The following is a 2,296-nucleotide window of genomic DNA, read 5'->3' as shown; positions in this document are numbered from 1 at the left end:
CGTACTACCACGGCCTGCCGCCGTACTCCTACATGTGCGTCCTGCTGGGCATGGGCGGCATCGAGGTGGCGCACTCGCCGGCCCTGGACCTGACCCGACGGCGCACCGGGAGCGGGCGGTTCAGGTCGGACGGGACCTGCTGGCCGGGGGCGGTGCGGCGGCCGCGGCGGACCGGCTGGAGGCGCTCGGCTGAGCGGCTCCGGAACGCCTCCTTAGCAGAGAGGCGGAGCGCACGTCCATTGGTCTAGGCCATTGTTTCCGGGGCCGGGTTCACCCTAGGGTGTCGCAGCAGCACCGCCCTCCGCAGGTGCCGAGCCCCGCCTTTTCAGGTGCCGTGGCAGCCCATCCCCGCACGGGAGTTCCGGTTGATCGAGACCACGGGACTGCGCAAGTCCTACCGCAAGAAGACCTCCCGCCGCAGCGGCGGGGACCCGACCGTCGACGCCGTCCGCGGCATCGACCTGTCGGTCGCCGCCGGCGAGATCTACGGCTTCCTCGGCCCCAACGGCGCCGGGAAGACCACCACCCTGCGCATGCTGGCCACCCTGATCCGCCCGGACGGCGGGCAGGCCGTCATCGCCGGGGCCGACCTGTTCACCGACCCCGCCGGGGTCCGCCACCGGATCGGCTACGTCGCCCAGGGCGGCGGCACCACCGACAACGTCAGCGCCCGTGAGGAGCTGGTGCTCCAGGCCCGGATGTACGGCGCGGCCAAGGCCCGGGCCGTGCAGGCCGCCGCGGACGCGCTCAAGGCCTTCGACCTGACCGAGTTCGGCGACCGCCCGTGCGCCACCTACTCCGGCGGCCAGCGCCGCCGGGTGGACATCGCGCTCGGGGTGATCCACCAGCCGCGGGTGCTGTTCCTGGACGAGCCCACCGTCGGGCTGGACCCGGCCAGCCGGGCGTACGTCTGGGAGGAGATCCGCCGGCTGCGCACCGAGGGCATGACGGTCGTCGTCACCACCCACTACCTGGACGAGGCCGACGCGCTCTGCGACCGGGTCGCCATCGTCGACCACGGCCGGGTGGTGGCCGAGGGCACCCCCGAGGCGCTCAAGCGCGAGATCTCCGGCGACGTCGTCCTGGTCGGGCTGGACGCGGGGGCGGACGCCTTCGCGCGCGCGGCCGAGGTGCTGCGCCCGCAGCCGTACCTGCACCGGCTGGAGCAGAACGGCGACGAGGGGCTGCGGCTGTACCTGGAGGACGGCGCCGCCGCGATCCCGCGGCTGCTGCGCGCCCTGGAGGCGGCGGGCGTGACGCCCGGCACCGTGCAGCTCCAACGGCCCAGCCTGGACGACGTGTTCCTGGCCCGCACCGGCCGCTCCCTGCAGCAGTCCTGACCCCCGCAACCGCCCGGACCCGCACAACCCCCTGGGGAGACCGTGAAGCTCGCCCGCGACACCTGGCTGGTCTTCCAGCGCCAGCTGCTGCTCATGATCCGCACCCCGGTCTGGATCGCCGTCGGCATCATCCAGCCCGTGTTCTACCTCCTGCTGTTCGCCCCGCTGCTGAAGAAGGTGCTCGCCCCGCAGGGCGCGAACAGCTACGCCGACGCCTACCAGGTGTACGTGCCCGGCCTGTTGGCGGTGCTGTGCATCTTCGGCGGGCTGTTCACCGGCTTCAGCCTGCTCGGCGAGCTCAGGGCCGGCGTCATCGAGCGCTCCCGGGTGACGCCGGTGAGCCGGCTGGCGCTGCTGCTCGGACGGGCGATGCGGGAGATGGTGGCGCTGCTGGTGCAGGCCGTCCTGATCACCCTGATCGCGCTGCCCTTCGGCCTGCGGGTGAGCCCGCTGAACCTGCTGCTCGCCTACCTGCTGCTGGGCCTGCTGGCGCTGATGACCTCGGCGATCTCCTTCGGCATCGCGCTGATGGTGCCGACCGACGCGGCGATGTCGCCGGTGGTCAACACCATCGCCCAGCCGATCGCGCTGCTGTCGGGGGTGCTGCTGCCGCTCACCCTGGCGCCGGAGTGGCTGCAGCAGGCGGCCCGGTGGAACCCCTTCTACTGGGCCGTGGAGGGCATGCGCGCGCTGTTCTCCGGGCACGCCGGGGACAGCGTGGTCTGGCAGGGCCTGCTGGTGGTCGTGGTGATGACCGTGCTGGCGGTGTACTGGTCGGCCCGGCTGTTCTCCACCCGGGTGCGCTGACGGACGCACGGCGCAGGGGCCCGGCTCGCGACGAGCCGGGCCCCTGCGCGTTCTGCGGATGCTCAGGCCGCGACGAGCACGCCCTCCTCGGCCGCCGCCTCCAGCAGCGCGGTGCGGGCCGCGACCGGCATGCCGGCGCCGGAGGGGTC

2 protein-coding genes are annotated in these 2,296 nt (G+C 73.4%); both read left to right on the top strand.

The window, feature by feature from the left end; genetic code table 11:
- The first annotated feature begins 365 nt into the window (after nt 1-365).
- Nucleotides 366-1,340: an ATP-binding cassette domain-containing protein gene (locus tag ABZW03_RS40020; RefSeq protein WP_355269691.1), complete on the top strand. Its 975-nt coding sequence runs from the start codon at nt 366-368 to the stop codon at nt 1,338-1,340.
- A 42-nt stretch (nt 1,341-1,382) separates the two neighbouring features.
- Nucleotides 1,383-2,147: an ABC transporter permease gene (locus ABZW03_RS40015; RefSeq protein WP_355269689.1), complete on the top strand. Its 765-nt coding sequence runs from the start codon at nt 1,383-1,385 to the stop codon at nt 2,145-2,147.
- The last annotated feature ends 149 nt before the right edge of the window (nt 2,148-2,296 follow it).

It is taken from the genome of Kitasatospora sp. NPDC004799 (genome assembly GCF_040609095.1).
In the GTDB taxonomy this organism is placed as follows: Bacteria; Actinomycetota; Actinomycetes; order Streptomycetales; family Streptomycetaceae; genus Kitasatospora.
Note: the sequence above shows the minus strand (reverse complement) of the source record. Positions and strands in the feature narration are given on the sequence as shown.